Annotated in this window: 15 protein-coding genes; 9 read left to right on the forward strand and 6 right to left on the reverse strand. The window is 62.8% G+C overall.

The window, feature by feature from the left end; genetic code table 11:
• Positions 1-82: 82 nt before the first annotated feature.
• Positions 83-1,078, reverse strand: a complete 996-nt coding sequence (locus M5C71_RS09895) for an aldo/keto reductase (RefSeq protein ID WP_248767734.1) — start codon at positions 1,076-1,078, stop codon at positions 83-85.
• Positions 1,079-1,184: 106 nt separating this feature from the next.
• Here M5C71_RS09895 and M5C71_RS09900 point away from each other — a divergent pair, with 106 nt between their 5' ends.
• Positions 1,185-2,096, forward strand: coding sequence for a LysR family transcriptional regulator (locus M5C71_RS09900; RefSeq protein WP_103494822.1), 912 nt, complete (start codon positions 1,185-1,187; stop codon positions 2,094-2,096).
• A 143-nt stretch (positions 2,097-2,239) separates the two neighbouring features.
• Here the strand turns inward: M5C71_RS09900 and M5C71_RS33645 are convergent, their stop codons facing one another.
• On the reverse strand, positions 2,240-2,371 hold the full coding sequence (locus M5C71_RS33645) for a hypothetical protein (RefSeq protein ID WP_281438857.1): 132 nt from the start codon (positions 2,369-2,371) through the stop codon (positions 2,240-2,242).
• Positions 2,372-2,539: 168 nt separating this feature from the next.
• Here M5C71_RS33645 and M5C71_RS09905 point away from each other — a divergent pair, with 168 nt between their 5' ends.
• Complete coding sequence (locus M5C71_RS09905; RefSeq protein ID WP_100943910.1) at positions 2,540-2,728, forward strand: hypothetical protein; 189 nt, start codon at positions 2,540-2,542, stop codon at positions 2,726-2,728.
• 2 nt (positions 2,729-2,730) lie between these two features.
• On the opposite strand, the gene M5C71_RS09910 is transcribed toward M5C71_RS09905, so the two are convergent.
• On the reverse strand, positions 2,731-3,138 hold the full coding sequence (locus M5C71_RS09910; protein WP_103494821.1) for a fe2+ zn2+ uptake regulation protein: 408 nt from the start codon (positions 3,136-3,138) through the stop codon (positions 2,731-2,733).
• 320 nt (positions 3,139-3,458) lie between these two features.
• Between M5C71_RS09910 and M5C71_RS09915 the strand changes: the two genes are divergently transcribed.
• Entirely contained in the window at positions 3,459-5,783 is a 2,325-nt protein-coding gene (locus M5C71_RS09915; RefSeq protein ID WP_248767735.1) for an acylase, read from the forward strand.
• Positions 5,784-5,911: 128 nt separating this feature from the next.
• Here the strand turns inward: M5C71_RS09915 and M5C71_RS09920 are convergent, their stop codons facing one another.
• Positions 5,912-6,913: a FecR family protein gene (locus M5C71_RS09920; protein ID WP_248767736.1), complete on the reverse strand. Its 1,002-nt coding sequence runs from the start codon at positions 6,911-6,913 to the stop codon at positions 5,912-5,914.
• A gap of 230 nt (positions 6,914-7,143) precedes the next feature.
• Here M5C71_RS09920 and M5C71_RS09925 point away from each other — a divergent pair, with 230 nt between their 5' ends.
• Entirely contained in the window at positions 7,144-8,070 is a 927-nt protein-coding gene (locus M5C71_RS09925) for a carbon-nitrogen hydrolase family protein (RefSeq protein ID WP_248767737.1), read from the forward strand.
• On the opposite strand, the gene M5C71_RS09930 is transcribed toward M5C71_RS09925, so the two are convergent.
• Positions 8,071-8,613 carry a GNAT family N-acetyltransferase gene (locus M5C71_RS09930; protein WP_177102900.1) on the reverse strand — a complete coding sequence of 181 codons (543 nt, stop codon included), beginning with the start codon at positions 8,611-8,613 and terminating at the stop codon, positions 8,071-8,073.
• A gap of 158 nt (positions 8,614-8,771) precedes the next feature.
• Between M5C71_RS09930 and M5C71_RS09935 the strand changes: the two genes are divergently transcribed.
• From M5C71_RS09935 to zapE, 5 genes are all read left to right on the forward strand, one after another.
• Positions 8,772-9,545, forward strand: coding sequence for an OmpA family protein (locus tag M5C71_RS09935; protein WP_103494817.1), 774 nt, complete (start codon positions 8,772-8,774; stop codon positions 9,543-9,545).
• Positions 9,546-9,560: 15 nt separating this feature from the next.
• Complete coding sequence (locus M5C71_RS09940) at positions 9,561-10,202, forward strand: hypothetical protein (protein WP_103494816.1); 642 nt, start codon at positions 9,561-9,563, stop codon at positions 10,200-10,202.
• Between the two features lie 233 nt (positions 10,203-10,435).
• The gene (locus M5C71_RS09945; protein WP_248745545.1) at positions 10,436-11,152 is read left to right on the forward strand and encodes a YafY family protein; all 717 of its coding nucleotides are present in this window, start codon (positions 10,436-10,438) and stop codon (positions 11,150-11,152) included.
• A 55-nt stretch (positions 11,153-11,207) separates the two neighbouring features.
• Positions 11,208-11,549 (forward strand): nuclear transport factor 2 family protein, encoded by a 342-nt coding sequence (locus tag M5C71_RS09950; protein WP_040069438.1) that lies wholly within the window; start codon positions 11,208-11,210, stop codon positions 11,547-11,549.
• 50 nt (positions 11,550-11,599) lie between these two features.
• A complete protein-coding gene (gene zapE / locus M5C71_RS09955) occupies positions 11,600-12,730 on the forward strand; it encodes a cell division protein ZapE (protein ID WP_103494814.1) in 1,131 nt (376 codons plus the stop codon).
• Here the strand turns inward: zapE and M5C71_RS09960 are convergent.
• Complete coding sequence (locus tag M5C71_RS09960; RefSeq protein WP_103494825.1) at positions 12,702-13,955, reverse strand: DUF4010 domain-containing protein; 1,254 nt, start codon at positions 13,953-13,955, stop codon at positions 12,702-12,704. The genes zapE and M5C71_RS09960 overlap by 29 nt on opposite strands.
• Positions 13,956-14,134 lie beyond the last annotated feature (179 nt).

Here is a 14,134-nt window from a genome sequence, read left to right on the forward strand (position 1 = left end):
GGGCGCCAAAAGCTTCGCGGGCAACCCCTGCTCCTACAAGGTTCCGTTGTGTGCCTGGGATCAGGGTTCGGCAGTCGAGTCTTTAGCGATTCAGGCCCTGCATCACCGCTTCCGGATAGCGCAGCCCGGCCGTGGCACCGGCCGGGAAAATCGCCTCCAGGGCCTGCAATTCGGCGGGGCTCAGCTTCACCTCCAGGGCCGCCACGTTCTCTTCCAGGTATTTGCGTTGCTTGGTCCCGGGAATCGGGATCAGGTAGTCGCCCTGGGCCAGGACCCAGGCCAATGCCAGTTGCCCGGCCGTCACGCCTTTTTCCGCGGCCAACCCTTGCACCTGCTCCACCAGCCGCAGGTTGCGGGCGAAGTTCTCGCCCTGGAAGCGTGGGCTGAAACGCCGATAGTCATCGGCGGCGAAATCGTCCGGGCTCTTCAAGGCGCCGGTCAGGAAACCACGGCCCAACGGGCTGTAGGGCACAAAGGCGATTCCCTGGCGTTGGCAGGCGGCCAGGCAGCCGTTGTCTTCCTGATCACGGCTCCACAGCGAGTACTCGCTTTGCAAGGCGCTGATCGGATGCACCCGATGGGCCCGCTCCAGGGTTTCGGCCGAGGCCTCGCTCAAACCCAGGTAACGAACCTTGCCGGCCTTGACCAGCTCGGCCATGGCGCCGACGGTTTCCTCAATGGCCACTTCCGGGTCGATACGGTGCTGGTAGTACAGGTCCAGGGTCTCCACGCCGAGGCGCTTGAGGGTGCCGTCGATGGCCGTGCGGATGTACTCCGGTTTCCCGCTGACCCCACGGTACGCCGGCCTGGCCGGGTCACGGAGGATGCCGAACTTGCTGGCCAGGAACACCTGGTCGCGTTTGCCGGCGATGGCCTGGCCGATCAGTTCTTCGTTGCTGTGGGGGCCGTACATATCAGCGGTGTCGAGCAGGGTTACGCCCAGTTCCAGGGCCCGATGCAAGGTCGCGGTGGCTTCGCGGGTGTCGCTGCCGGTGGTGTAGAAATCGGTCATGCCCATGCAGCCGAGGCCGATGGCGGAGACCTGTGGGCCGTTCTTGCCGAGTTGACGGGTGTGCATGGTGTGAGCTCCTGTGGGATTTCGTGCAGTGTGAACCTCGACAAAAGTGCGATAAACCGGCTAAAAGCACTATCACTATTCGTAAAATCCCAATAATGGAGGGCCGATGGATCGCTTCAATGCCATGCGGGTCTTTACCCGGATCGTCGAGCTGGGCGGTTTTGCCAAGGCCGCCGACAGCCTGCAAGTACCCCGGGCCTCGGTGACGGTGCTGGTCAAGCAACTGGAAGCGCACCTGGGAGTGCAACTGTTGCACCGCACCACCCGCCAGGTCAGCACCACCCTCGACGGCGCGGCCTATTACCAGCGCTGCGTGCAACTGCTAGCGGACCTGGAGGAGACCGAAGCGGTGTTTTCCTCTGCCCGGCGCAATCCACGGGGGACCCTGCGGGTCGATATGCCGGCGGGCATCGGGCGTTTGATCGTGATTCCGGTATTGCCCGAGTTCAGCGAGCGTTATCCGCTGATCGACCTGGAAATCGGCCTGAATGACCGGCCCGTGGACCTGATCCGCGACGGTATCGATTGTGTGCTGCGGGGCGGCGAGGCCCTGGACGAATCGCTGGTGGCCCGGCCGCTGGTGCTGGTCGAGCAAGTGACCTGTGCCAGTGCGGCCTATATCGAGCGCATGGGGCTGCCGACATCACTGGCGGACTTGGCGGGGCATCGGATGGTCGAGTATTTTTCCAGTGTCAGCGGCAAGCGCTTCGGGCTTGAGTTCCAGCAGGGCGGCCAGTTGCAGGCGATCGACCTGCCCAAGCGGCTCTCGGTCAGCAGTGCCGACGGTTACCTGGCGGCGTGTGAAGCGGGTTATGGGTTGGTGCAGATTCCCTACTACCACGTGGTCGAACAACTGCGCAGCGGCCAGTTGTGCGAAGTGCTGGGCGATTATCCACCCCCCGGATTACCGCTGAGCGCAATGTATCCGCCCCATCGACAGATGTCGGCGCGGGTGCGGGTGTTTGTCGATTGGCTGGTGGAAATCTGTGCCCGACCGGGTACCGGGTTTAGGCGCTGAGAAAAAGAGGAGGCAGAACGAAACGGGCGGTCTGGCGCGATCCCTGTAGGAGCTGGCTTGCCGGCGATGGCGTCCGTGTGGGCGCCGCAAGGCCAAGGGCCTATCGCCGGCAAGGAAAAGCACTCAGCCGTCAGGCGAGCCTATCAGCGACGGTATTCACCCTCGGAGTAACGGTGATCATGATCGTGCCAGCCTCCGCCACGGGGAAAAATGAAGCAACCGCTCAGGGACAAGATGATCAACAGGGGAATCAACATCGTGATTCGACGAAACATGGATAAATCCTCATGGGTGAAGCCGGGAAGATAAAACCTTTCCCCGGATATACTATGGGACCCCGTTTGCGTCGTTTCATTCATCGGCCTTTGTAGGGCTTTGGTATGGATTCAGATACAAGTCGGATACATTTGTCGTTTCAAGTTTTAACTATTCAGGAATAGGTAATGACTCAATCGCAGCGTCTGAAGTACTCGATTCTGATTTCCCTGGTGGTACTGGGGATCATGTTCGGCCTGTCCTATCTGCAAAACACCGGGGTCATCAGCGAGAAGCTGTTCCAGTACATCGCCATTGGCGTGGCGGTGCTCGTGGTGGTGATCAACGGTGTGATGCGGCGCAAGGTCAAGCCCTGAACTCAGTCGCCGATCTGCGCGCTCTGCGGCATGGAGTCCTGTAACTCCAGGGCCGCGGTCGCATCCGGGTGCAGGCTGTAGCTCTTGTCCGCGTTGAGCACCACGACGCCCTCGCTGCACAGGCGCTTGAGCACCTCGCGCACGCTGAGAAAGGACAGGGGAATGCCCAATTCCAGCAAATGACTGTGAACCCCGCGCACACCCAACCGGCGCTGATCTTCGTCGGCGCTCAGCAGGGCGTCGATGACTTTGAGTCGGATCAGGCTGGTGCGCAAACCGAAGTGTTTGAGCAACTGACGGATGCGGTTATTACCACTGCGTTCGGCAGGTTTGGCCAACATGGCGCCCGAGCTGTAGGAAGGATCGCGTTGCAAAGAATTACCGTCCGTTGACCTGTGCTGGTCGTACATGCAAAAACTCCTTTTCAGAGCCTGATCAGGAATGTGATGTCGGCTCTCCTTGATAAGGACGAGCGAGACGGATAAATCATGAGGCCTCGAATGTCGAAAATTTGTCGATATCGAGTCGCAGACAGGTGATGGCACCTGGATATCCCTCAAGTTTCATGTTCAGACGCCTGTATATCCCTAAATTTTCATATTCAGACTCGTCTTTCATGGGCAGGCATCGGCCGTCCCTTGTTTATTTCCCTCGGTGGCCGCTTTTCCGGGTTGCCGTTCGCTGTTGCGCATGCGGTCGCCTGGTGTTCGATATTCCATCAGGAGTCAGTGTGATTATTACCCGTTCGCTATCCAGGCTGTGCCTGGCGACGTTGTTGATCGGCCTGGGCAGCCACGGCCAGGCCCGCGAGGCTGGCGACGCGAGTCGCGAGCTGAACGCCGAGATCCGTCGTACCACCTTTGGCGTGCCGCATATTCGCGCCAGCGACGAGCGCGGGCTGGGCTACGGCATCGGCTATGCCTATGCCCAGGACAATCTGTGCCTGCTGGCCAACGAAATCGTCACGGTCAACGGCCAGCGCTCGCGCTACTTCGGCCCCGAACAGATGACCGTCGAACGGCGTGACAACCTCACCAGCGACCTGTTTTTCAACTGGCTCAATACGCCCGAGGCGGTGGCGGCTTTCTGGCAGGCGCAAACCCCGCAGGTCACGCAATTGATCGAGGGTTATGTCGCCGGTTACAACCGCCAGCTCGGCGAGCGCCGGGCCGGGGGCGTGCCGGAGCAATGTCGAGGGGAATGGGTACGGCCGATCACGCCGCAGGATCTGGTCAAGCTGACCCGGCGCCTGCTGGTCGAAGGCGGTGTCGGGCAGTTCGCCGAAGCCCTGGCCGCCGCCACGCCACCGCGGCAGACTGCCCAGGTGTCGAGTGTGTCGTTCCAGCTGGCGGCCGAACGCCTGCAACGTTTCGCCCTGGACCGCGGCAGCAATGCGCTGGCGGTCGGCGGCGAGCGTTCGTTCAACGGTCGTGGCCTGTTGCTCGGCAACCCGCATTTCCCGTGGGTCGGCGGCCTGCGTTTCTACCAGATGCACCTGACCATTCCCGGCCAGCTTGATGTGATGGGGGCGGCCTTGCCGGGGCTGCCGATGATCAATATCGGTTTCAACCGGCACCTGGCCTGGACCCATACGGTGGACACGTCCAGGCATTTCACCTTGTATCGGTTGCAGCTCGATCCCAAGGATCCGACCCGTTACCTGCTCGACGGCCAATCCACGGCGTTCGACAAGCGCCTGGTCAAGGTCGAGGTCAAGCAGGCCGATGGCAGCACCAGGACCGTTGAACGGGTGCTCTACAGCTCGGTGTTCGGGCCGGTGGTGCAATGGCCCGGCAAGCTCGACTGGAACCGTGACGTGGCGTTCAGCCTGCGCGATGCCAACCAGGACAACGACCGGGTGTTGCAGCAGTGGTATGCGATGAACCATGCCGACAACCTTCAGGCGTTGCAGGCATCGGTGCAGCGGATTCAGGGCATTCCCTGGGTCAACACCCTGGCGGTGGATGACCAGGGGAAGGCGCTGTATCTGAACCTGTCGGTGGTGCCTTACGTGGATGCGGCCAAGCTGGCCTTGTGCGGCGATCCCCATGGCAGCGGGCCGCTGGTGGTGCTCGACGGCTCGCGCGCCGCCTGTGCCTGGAACGTGGCGGCGAATGCCGCGCAGAAGGGTATCTTCCCGGCGGACCAGTTGCCGCAACTGGAACGCGGCGACTATCTGCAGAACTCCAACGATTCGGCCTGGATGGTCAATCCGCGGGCGCCGCTCACGGGCTTTTCGCCGCTGGTCAGCCGTGAGGGTGAGCCTCTCGGACTGCGGGCGCGCTTTGCCCTCGAGCGATTGGCGCGGCTGGACCGGCCCCGGGCGATCAAGGTTACGGACCTGCAGGCGATGGTGATGGACGATCAGGTGTACCTGGCCGGATTGGTGCTGCCGGACCTGCTGCGCTTCTGCGCCGGCGACCTGGGCAGCGATGCCACGACGTTGGCGCCGGTGTGCGCCAGCCTCAAGGACTGGGACGCTCATGCGAACCTGCAAAGCGGGCTGGGCATGGTGCATTTCCAGAACATCATGGCGCACTTGTCCGAAGGCGAGAATTTCTGGCGGGTCAGGTTTGATCCGGCTGATCCGCAGCACACCCCGCGCGGCCTGGCCTTCGAGCAGATCAAGGTGGCCAGGGCGCTGCACGGGGCGATGCTGGCGTCGCTGGAACAGGTGAAGGCGGCGGGACTGACGGCCGCCCGTCACTGGGGCGATGTGCAGCAGGTCAGCCGGGGCGGGCAGCCGGTGCCGGTGCATGGCGGCCCGGCGACCCTGGGCGTGTACAACGCGATTCAGAGTGTGCCGGGAGAGGGCGGCAAGCGCGAAGTCGTCGGAGGCACCAGCTATCTGCAGGTGGTGAGTTTTGACGACAAGGGGCCTCAGGCACTGGGGTTGCTGGCGTTTTCGCTGTCTACTGATCCGGCATCGCCGCATTTCCGCGACCAGACCGAAGCGTTCTCGAAGAAGCAATGGAGTGTGTTGCCGTTCACCGAACAGCAGATCAAGGCGGATGCCGAGTATCAGGTGCAGGTGATTCGCGAACCGCAGAAGTAACATTCGTGGTGAGGCTGAACGCGGTCCCTTGTAGGAACCGGCTTGCCGGCGATGGCGTCCTTCAGGGCGGCAAAAGCTTCGCTGGCAAGCCAAGCTCCTACAGGTTTCACGGTGCTTTCAAGATCCCGTCAGCCCTTCGGGGTATCCTGCGGGATCGCGTTGATCACCGCCTGGCCTTCCTTGTTCTGCGTCAGGTACACCGGCAGCACCTTGGGCAGGGAGGTCAGCAACCGCTGCACTTCCCCGGTGCTGTAGATCCCGCCGATGCGAATCGTCCCGGTGTTCTTGTCGGCCAGCAGCGCCGGGCGCTCAAGGTAGCGGTTGATCAACGGCAGGGCATCGCTCAGCATCAGGTTATCGAGGACCAGTTTGCCATCGCGCCAGGCCAGGTTGGCGTCTTGCGCATAGGTCTGGCTGATCTGCGGCTCATGGTCGCCGGATTTGTAGCGCGCCTGCATGCCCGGGTCCAGGCGATAACCGTCACCAGGGTGGGTGGTATTGCTGCTGACCAGCACCGAGCCTTGCAGCAAGGTCACGCGAACCTGATCCTGATACATCCACACGTTGAACTGGGTTCCGGTGACCCGTACCTGACCCTCGGCGGCCTTCACCACGAAGGGGTGCTCGGCGTCGTGGCGCACCTCGAAATAGGCTTCGCCCTTTTTCAAGGTCACCCGACGCTGATCCTTGTAGTTGCTGTAGGTCAGCTGCGTTCCCAGGTTCAATTCCACCTGGCTGCCATCGGCCAGGGTGACCTGGCGCAACTGGTTCGAAGTTTCGAAGCTCTGGTAGGCATTGGGAATCCAACCGAGGCTCCAACCCAGGTAGCCGACGACGGGCACGGCCAGCAGGCTGATGGCCGCGGCCATGGCGTAGCCTTGCCAGCGACGGCGCTTCGGTATCAGGGCCAACGCCTGGGGCACGGCCGTCGGCGGTAGTTGATCGGCCACGTCCCAGATTTCCAGCATGGCCTCGTATTCGACGGCATGCCGCGGGTCGGCCTTGAGCCAGGCGGCGAAGGCTTCGCGTTCGGCGCTGGTGCAATCCTCTTCATGCAGCCGCATGCACCAATGCGCGGCGGCGTCGGTGATGGCGTCGTACTCGGCTTCTGAAAGGATCGGTTCGCTCATGAATTCTTCCCTGGTTTCGGCCATTCTAACCCTCGGCAGTCTCTGTCGAGAACAGTGGATGGCAAACAGATCAATTTGAGAGCGCGCACTGTGCTTCGAGGATCCTGGAACAGGTTGAGACGTCCGGGTTCGATATTTATTTGGTTAATATCATTCAGTTCCGAAGGTGGCTTTATTCATGATGTCGGCCGGCATGACAATCGGCAGCACACTTTCATGGAGTTCACGTCATGCCCAAGTCCATCGTTGCCGCGTTACAAATCGGTTCCCTGCCGGGGGGCAAGGGCGACACCCTGGAACAGATCCTCGGCTATGAGCGCGCGATCATCGAGTCCGGCGCCTGCCTGGTGGTGATGCCCGAAGCCCTGTTGGGTGGCTATCCCAAGGGCGAAACCTTCGGCACCCAGTTGGGTTACCGGCTGCCCGAGGGCCGTGAGGCCTTCGCCCGTTATCACGGCAATGCCATCGATGTCCCGGGCGCCGAGACCGACGCGCTGGCGCAGTTGTCCGCTCGCACCGGGGCGAGCCTGGTGCTCGGGGTCATCGAGCGCGCGGGTTCTACCTTGTATTGCACGGTGTTGTTCTTCGAACCCCAGGGCGGGCTGGTGGCCAAACACCGCAAGCTGATGCCCACCGGTACCGAGCGGCTGATCTGGGGCAAGGGCGATGGTTCGACGTTGCCGGTGGTGGAAGGCAAGGCCGGGCGGATCGGTTCGGCGGTCTGTTGGGAAAACTATATGCCGCTGCTGCGCACCGCCATGTACGCCAAGGGCGTTGAGGTCTGGTGTGCGCCGACGGTGGATGAGCGGGAGATGTGGCAGGTGACGATGCGCCATATCGCCTGTGAAGGCCGCTGCTTTGTGATCAGCGCCTGCCAGGTCCAGCCCTCGCCGCAGGCACTGGGCGTGGAGGTGGTCAATTGGCCGGCGGAACGTCCGCTGATCAACGGTGGCAGCCTGATTGTCGGGCCCATGGGCGAGGTGCTGGCCGGGCCGTTGGTCGGCGAGGCCGGCCTGCTGACCGCGCAGATCGACACCGAGCAACTGGTCCGCGCCCGTTATGATTTTGACGTCACCGGCCACTATGCCCGCCCGGATGTGTTCGAGTTGCAGGTCGATGAGCGAGCCAAGCCAGGCGTGCGTTTTATCCAGGACTGATCAGCGCAACCGCTGCCACTCTTCGCGGGTGATTTCCCAGATATCACAGGGCAAACGCCCGCTGACGAAATCCCGTTCCTCGCTGTGCAGCAGGCGCATGCCCTCACGTTCCGAGACCCGCCGCGAGGCCAGGTTGGAGGCGGCCTTGGGCACGCGCATCCGCTCGCGGCCGAGGGTCTCGAACCAATACGCGGTGACGGCGGTACTGGCTTCGCCGATCAGGCCCTGGCCCTGCCATTGGGGAGCGAGCCAGAAGCCGCGGTTGTTGTCGGCTTCGTCCATCAGGCTGATGGCGCCGATCATCTGTTCCGGGGCCGCGCGCAGGCGGATCGACCAGTGCCATTCCACGCCGCGTTCGACAGCGGGCAGGGCGACGTCGCGCAGATAACTCAGGGCGCCATCTTCGGGATAAGGCCAGGGCACCCGGGCGTTGAGAAACCGCACCACTTCCCAGTGGGGAAACAGTTGCTGGATGGCGGCGGCATCATCCTGTTGCAAGGGTCGTAGCAGTAGTCGTTCGGTACTGAGTTCGGGAGTGTTCATAAGGGTTTCGGCTTCCTTGTCGAGTGGGACATTACTTTGACACATTGGCTGGAAATTGCCGTTATATTGACGGTCCGCCACTATTACCTACACTTGAATATCACCTGCTACAGCATTTTTCGCAGTCCGTTAGTTTTTCTACGTTAAGGAGAAGACAAATGGCTCGCTCGAAAAACTGGTGGTGGGGTTTGCCGTTACTCGCTTTGCTGTGGTTGGCCGCTCTTTGGATAACAACGCCTGAAGTCGAACAGGATTTGCAGACCCGCGTGGGGAGTGCAACCGATAGCGCTCCCATTGTTGTCGCCGGACGTGACGTGACCCTGCCCAATGCAACATCACAAAACCGCAACGCGGCGGATCAGACGTATGGTGTCAGACAGGTTGTCGGTACCCTGGCCGACCAGCCGGTGAAACCGGCCGATAGTGAGATCGGCACTCCTCCCGAAGTTGTCCCCCCCGCGCCGGTGGCACCGACGCCGCCTGTTGTCGATGAGTCCCAGGCCAATCCACCGAGTTCGGCCGGCGTTATTGATGCCAAGGCCTGCGAGCAACAGTTCGATGCGGCCCTGAATCAATACAAAGTGCTGTTCGACACCGCCCAGGACATCTTGTCACCGGCTTCGCAAACGGCGCTGGATGCACTGGTGGCCACGGCCAAACAGTGTCCCGACGAGCAGTTTGAAGTCGATGGCTACACCGACAATACCGGCAACGCCGCCTTCAACCTGGGACTGTCCAAGCGCCGGGCCGACGCCGTGGTCAGTTATCTGGCCGAACATGGCGTGACCCGGGAACATCTGAAGGCTGCGGGATTTGGCGAGGCTGATCCGGTGGCGTCCAACGATACGCCGGAAGGCCAGGCACAAAATCGTCGGATAGAAATAAAGGTAACGGATGACAACGCCATGACCGCCCCGACTGACGCTAAATAACCAGGAGCAACCATCATGAGTTATTTACTTGAACAGTATTGGGGCTGGATGTTGGTGGCCGGGATTCTCGGTTTGCTGGTGGGCTGGATTGTCACTCAGACCGAACGTCATGTCCGTTGGGTCGCCGGTTGGTTGCATGGGGCGTTATGGCTCTTTGCTATCGGTCTGGTGGTCGCCGTGCTCAAGTTGTTACCGGGGCGCGCCGGCTTGTGGCTGGAAACGGCCTTGCTGCTGTTTGCCGCTTACCTGGTCGGTTGCTGGCTCAGCGCCTGGATTCGCTCGATGCTGGCGGCCGATGCCGCCATCAGCACCACGGGCTCGCAGCCTGGAACCCGGGCAGCGGCCACCGATGCCGCCGGGGTGGGCAGTCGTCCGCTGGTCATGGAGCAACCCACCGGCCCCCTCGATAACCTGAAGTTGATTTCCGGGGTAGGCCATAAAAATGAAGCCGTGCTGCACGAGCTGGGCATTTACCGGTTTTCCCAGATTGCCCAGTGGACGGAGCCGCAGGTGCACTGGATCGAGCATTACTTCAGCTTTCCGGGACGGGTCGAGCGCGAGGATTGGCGAGGTCAGGCGCGGATACTGGCGCAAGGTATCGAGACCGAGTTTGCCAAACGGGTGAGGCTGGGTGAAGTCGATACGTCTGAAGATTGAGGCCCCGATGCCCGGTCGCCCGGTGGTTAAGAACACCTGAGGGGCGAACGCGGTCTTGTGGTGAACGGGCAAGCCCGTTCGCTGCAAGACCGTTTTCGCTTCAAAATTCGGGTATCTGGCCTTGCTCTGCAATGCCAGCGCGCCGACTTCATCCAGGCCGCTGCGCTACTGACAATTTCTGACAGGGGGCTCTGCTAAGCTGCGGCCCTTGATCCGGCCAGAGGTCGTCCACCGTGTCCCGCACTTCGCGTTTACTCACCTTGCTCCAGGTATTGCGCGCCAAAAGCCGCCCGGCCACCGCCGCGGCCCTGGCCTGCGAGCTGGAGATTTCCGAGCGCACGGTCTATCGCGATATTGCCGAACTCACCGCCCTCGGTGCGCCGATCCAGGGCGAGGCGGGCGTCGGCTACGTCCTGCGCAGCGGTTTGTTCCTGCCACCGCTGATGCTCAATGCCGATGAAACCGAGGCCATCGTCCTCGGCCTGCAATATGTCGATCAACGGGGTGACGAGGTGCTGAGCAAGGCCGCTTCCGATGCCCTGGCCAAGATCGCCGCGGTGCTGGCGCCGGCCGCCCAGGAGGCCCTGCGCAATCCGACCCTGCTGCCGGGGCCGCGGGGCTGTGGCTACCCGGACAATGCGGTGCCGTTGAATGTGTTTCGCCAGGCCATCCGTGACCAGGCCAAGTTGCACATCGACTACGCGGATGTGAACAGGGTGCCCAGCCAGCGACTGATCTGGCCCCTGGCCCTGGGCTTTATGAACGAGGCGCGGGTGGTGGTCGCCTGGTGTGAGTTGCGCCAGGCCTTCCGGACCTTTCGCACCGACCGCATCGCCACGGCCCGGGAGCAGGGCGAGCGTTATCCGGGCCGGCGCAGCGACCTGCTAAGGCAATGGCGCAAGCTGTTCGACCAGGACGAACACGAACGCTTTACTCCTGACAAGAACTGACGGAGCCCTGTTCTAGGATGGCTCCACCTTCTACCAGCAAGGAGCTGTGAACAGCATGACCACTCAAACTTCGGTGCTCGCCCCGGCCATCGAGGCCTATATCAGCGCTGCCAATGCCCGCGACAGTTCGGCGGTGGCGAGTTTCTTCGCCGAAGACGCGAACGTCTTCGATGAAGGCCATCATCGCGTCGGCACCCTCGCCATCGCCCAATGGATGGATGAGACGGCGCGTAAATACCAACCCCGGGTCGAAGTCCTCGACGTCGCGCAACGCACTGGCAAGGTGCTGGTCAAGCAGTTGGTCTCGGGGACTTTTCCCGGCGGCTCGGTGGAGCTGCGCTACGTGTTCCGGCTCAATGAGCAGGGCAAGATCGCGCGGTTGGATATTTCCCTCTAGGACAAGCTGGCATACTGCACGGCTTCCCGGTTGCGAGCCTGCCCGACGCCATGACTGCCGATTCTCCCCTGAGTGCCTACCGCGCTGCCGTCGAGCAGCGCGGCTTTCTCCACGACCAGGCCCAATGGCAGGCGGTGCAGGCCTTGCAGCGCTGCCACGAGGCGTTGCACCAGGGCCTGGTGCCCAAGGGCGTTTACCTCTGGGGGCCGGTCGGGCGCGGCAAGACCTGGCTGATGGATCAATTCCACCAGACCTTGCGCGTGCCGTCGCGGCGCCAGCATTTCCATCACTTCATGGGCTGGGTCCACCAGCGCTCGTTCCAGCTCAGCGGTATCGCCGACCCGCTGCGGGCCCTGGCCCGTGAGCTGGCCGGGGAGGTCCGCGTGCTGTGCTTCGATGAGCTGTTCGTCAGCGATATCGGCGACGCGATCATCCTCGGACGGCTGTTCCAGGTGATGTTCGACGAGGGCGTGGTGATCGTTGCCACCTCCAACCAGCCACCGCGACAGCTCTATGCCGATGGCTTCAATCGCGAGCGTTTCCTGCCGGCGATTGCCGCCATCGAGCAGCATATGGAGGTGGTGGATGTCGACGGCGGCGAGGACCACCGCCTGCATCCGGGTGCCGGCGTGCAGCGTTACTGGGTCGACCCCGAGGGGCAGTCGGCGGGGCTGGTCGAAGCGTTCAAGGTGCTGACTGCCGGGCAGCCGCTGTCCGCCGAACCGGTCGCCATGGGTTATCGGACCCTGGCGGTGGTGCGGGCCTCGCCGACGGTGCTCTGGTGCCGCTATGCCGAGCTGTGCGAGCAGCCCCTGGCGGCCATGGATTTCATGGCGCTGTGTGATCGTTACACGGCGATTTTCTTGAGTGAGGTGCCCAACCTCAGTGCCCGCCAGCGTCCCGGGCGGATCGCCCGCGGCACCGAAGACGCGGCGCGCCGCGTCGATGCCGGTGACCGTGAGTTGCCGCAGCTGTCGGTCCATGACGATAGCGTCCGGCGCTTTATCGCCCTGGTGGACGAGTGTTACGACCGCAAGGTGCCGCTGTACATTGCCGCTCAGGTGCCGTTGGAGGCGTTGTACACCGAAGGCTACCTGGCATTCCCGTTTCGCCGCACCCTCAGTCGTTTGCGCGAGATGCAGTTGCAGCGCTTCACCCCGGTATCAGCCTGCCCTGAATAAAAGCGCCGGCCGCCAAGGCCAGCAGGATCAGTAATAGCGCCGGCACCACCCGGCGGGCGAAGGCGCCGCCGCCGCTGGACCAGGCCATGACACACTTGGACAGGGTATTGCTGGCGAGAATCGCCAGAATCGGCAAGCGTGCGTTCTCGGCCGACAGTTGGCCGGATTTGACCAGCGCGGCCACCGACGCCGAAGTCGCATGGGCATCGGCCAGGCCGCCCAGTATCGACGCGGTAAACAATCCGGAGAGGCCAAATCGGGCCTGCATGGCGCTGGTCACGAGAAACAGGCTCGAGATGCCGGCGGCCACCATCAGCGTCAATTTGAGGTTGAAGGCATGGCCGATATTGATCGGCGGGCTCGTGTCCGCGGGAGGGCGTTTCATCAGCCGCAGTGCGTAGGACGCGGCCACCGCGCTGCCCAGCATGAGCGGCAGGCTGAGCTGGACCAGGGTCGCAGGGCTGATGGCGCCGAGCACCAGGCCGAGGAGGATCAGCGTCGCCAGGTTCGACAGGATCGCGGCACTGGCGGCCTGTGGCAGGAGCCCGGGTTGCTGGCGGGCGCGGTTGCCCATGGCGGCGATGGTTGCGACACTCGAGACGAAACCGGAGGCGAATCCGGCCAGGCTCAACCCGTTCCGGACGCCCAGGACCCGGATGGCGATATGCCCCAGGGCGCTGACGCCCATGATCAGCACTGTCAGCAGGCAGATCGAGCGGGGGTTGATGGCCTGATAGGGACCGATAAAGGCGTCGGGCACCAGGGGCATGATTACCAGTGCGGCGGTGGCCAGGATCAGCCCATCCTTGACTTCGGTTTCGCTCAGCTGGTTCAGGGCAAACCGGTGCAGGCTTTGCCGGAAGTTCAGCAGCACGGTCAGAATCACCGCCAGGGCCACCGCCAGTACCGCCTCGCTGTTGCACAAGGCCCCGAGCAGCAGGACCAGCAGCAGTGCGACCCCGGTGGTCATGCCGGGGTTCTGGCTGCGCCGCTTGAAGTAGGCCACGCCGGCGAGCATGGCCAGGGCCACGGTCAGGGTACTGAGCAGCATGGGGCCGCCCAGCAGCAGGCCGACATAACCGAGCAGGGAGGTCAGGGCGAAGGTCCGCAGGCCGGCGAAGTGGCGGTTCGCTCCCTCGCCTTTCTTGCGCTCACGCTCGAACCCGACCAGCAGGCCCAGGCCCAGGGCCGAGGCCAGGTTGGTTGCGTGAGTGATGGTTTCCATGGTGTGCATCCCGCAGTGTTGTCTCAGGGTGAGGGCTGTCGGGCGTCGGGCATTTGATATGCATCAAGGCGGTTGAAGCCCAAGGGAGCCTTTGGTTAGGTCCCCCGCTGGGGCGGCCTTGACGTATATCAAGCTGGCAGGGCCGGCGCGCCTCATCATGGGCGCAATGTCCCGATCCG

This window comes from Pseudomonas sp. MWU12-2345, assembly GCF_023242385.1.
Taxonomy (GTDB): Bacteria; Pseudomonadota; Gammaproteobacteria; order Pseudomonadales; family Pseudomonadaceae; genus Aquipseudomonas; species Aquipseudomonas gingeri_D.

Excerpts from the sequence above, each read along its gene's own strand:
- M5C71_RS09960 (WP_103494825.1), bottom strand. The coding sequence starts at position 13,955 with ATGGAAACCATCACTCACGCAACCAACCTGGCCTCGGCCCTGGGCCTG.
- M5C71_RS33645 (WP_281438857.1), bottom strand. The coding sequence starts at position 2,371 with ATGTTTCGTCGAATCACGATGTTGATTCCCCTGTTGATCATCTTGTCC.
- zapE (WP_103494814.1), top strand. The coding sequence starts at position 11,600 with ATGACTGCCGATTCTCCCCTGAGTGCCTACCGCGCTGCCGTCGAGCAG.
- M5C71_RS09910 (WP_103494821.1), bottom strand. The coding sequence starts at position 3,138 with ATGTACGACCAGCACAGGTCAACGGACGGTAATTCTTTGCAACGCGAT.
- M5C71_RS09940 (WP_103494816.1), top strand. The coding sequence starts at position 9,561 with ATGAGTTATTTACTTGAACAGTATTGGGGCTGGATGTTGGTGGCCGGG.
- M5C71_RS09950 (WP_040069438.1), top strand. The coding sequence starts at position 11,208 with ATGACCACTCAAACTTCGGTGCTCGCCCCGGCCATCGAGGCCTATATC.
- M5C71_RS09935 (WP_103494817.1), top strand. The coding sequence starts at position 8,772 with ATGGCTCGCTCGAAAAACTGGTGGTGGGGTTTGCCGTTACTCGCTTTG.
- M5C71_RS09900 (WP_103494822.1), top strand. The coding sequence starts at position 1,185 with ATGGATCGCTTCAATGCCATGCGGGTCTTTACCCGGATCGTCGAGCTG.
- M5C71_RS09895 (WP_248767734.1), bottom strand. The coding sequence starts at position 1,078 with ATGCACACCCGTCAACTCGGCAAGAACGGCCCACAGGTCTCCGCCATC.
- M5C71_RS09905 (WP_100943910.1), top strand. The coding sequence starts at position 2,540 with ATGACTCAATCGCAGCGTCTGAAGTACTCGATTCTGATTTCCCTGGTG.
- M5C71_RS09930 (WP_177102900.1), bottom strand. The coding sequence starts at position 8,613 with ATGAACACTCCCGAACTCAGTACCGAACGACTACTGCTACGACCCTTG.
- M5C71_RS09920 (WP_248767736.1), bottom strand. The coding sequence starts at position 6,913 with ATGAGCGAACCGATCCTTTCAGAAGCCGAGTACGACGCCATCACCGAC.
- M5C71_RS09925 (WP_248767737.1), top strand. The coding sequence starts at position 7,144 with ATGCCCAAGTCCATCGTTGCCGCGTTACAAATCGGTTCCCTGCCGGGG.